Here is a 578-nt window from a genome sequence, read left to right on the forward strand (position 1 = left end):
CGGGATTGAGCTTACCTACGGCAATATAATCGAGGAAAAAGAGAGGTTCCGCACCTTGGACCAGAATGTCGTTAATAGACATGGCTACACAGTCCTGACCGACCGTATCGTGCTTATCCATCATAATAGCCAGGCGCAGTTTCGTACCTACTCCGTCCGTACCGCTGACGAGAACGGGATTCTTTACGGAACTGTTCATTAAGGAGAAGAGGCCGCCGAAACCGCCTAAATCCCCCAGCACTTCCGGTCTGTATGTAGCCTTGACCGAACCCTTCATCAATTCAACCGCTTTATTACCGGCATCGATGTCAACTCCGGCTGCGGCATAGGTCAAACTTTCCTTAGCATTTTCCTTCGAGTGCATATTTTTCTCCTTCCTCATTGGCGGGAATTTCCGTGGGATAATCGTTATTAAAGCAAGCCAGACACATATTTTCCTTCGGAATTTCGGGCATAGCCTTGGCCAAGCCGTCAAAGGAAATAAAGTGTAACTTATCGACGCCTATATACTTGCGAATCTCTTCAACCGACAAGTCGGATGCAATGAGTTCCTTGCGAACCGATGTATCGATACCGTA

1 protein-coding gene and 1 pseudogene are annotated in these 578 nt (G+C 47.8%); both read right to left on the reverse strand.

Going from position 1 to position 578, the window contains the following annotated elements; all coding sequences use genetic code 11:
* On the reverse strand, positions 1-364 hold a 364-nt coding region (locus PGX78_RS09300), incomplete at its 3' end, for an AIR synthase related protein (RefSeq protein WP_270446686.1).
* Positions 342-578, reverse strand: a pseudogene (locus tag PGX78_RS09305) (amidophosphoribosyltransferase); the annotation flags it as partial. The gene PGX78_RS09300 and the pseudogene PGX78_RS09305, both read right to left, overlap by 23 nt.

This window comes from Megasphaera sp. AF13-6AC (genome assembly GCF_027685385.1).
GTDB lineage: Bacteria > Bacillota > Negativicutes > Veillonellales > Megasphaeraceae > Megasphaera > Megasphaera micronuciformis.